Annotated in this window: 1 protein-coding gene; it reads left to right on the plus strand. The window is 40.0% G+C overall.

Going from position 1 to position 295, the window contains the following annotated elements:
• Positions 1–52: 52 nt before the first annotated feature.
• Positions 53–295, plus strand: a 243-nt coding sequence (locus FLQ44_RS24115; protein WP_206208831.1) for a hypothetical protein, incomplete at its 3' end; no start/stop codon positions are given.

Here is a 295-nt window from a genome sequence, read left to right on the forward strand (position 1 = left end):
TTCGTATCTCTGTCAATATGAGCAATCAATTGTGTTAAGACGCAGTGGTTTGTTGCTAGCATTTGCAACAGTATTTTTACAGCTTGCGGTTTTTTTACAGCCGCTCTTGCCTGAACAATATCAAATTGCTCCGGTCTGTGAAGACATCACTCAATCTTTGTTACGTCCAACACATGCACATAGTCATCATGAGCAAGAATCTAGCTTTATTCATCACAATCAGGTAAGTTTAATTTTAATTTGGCTCGATCGCCTTGCAATAACAGTGACGTATCTGGAACTTGAGACGCAGCAG

The organism is Vogesella mureinivorans (assembly GCF_007644035.1).
Taxonomy (GTDB): Bacteria; Pseudomonadota; Gammaproteobacteria; order Burkholderiales; family Chromobacteriaceae; genus Vogesella; species Vogesella mureinivorans.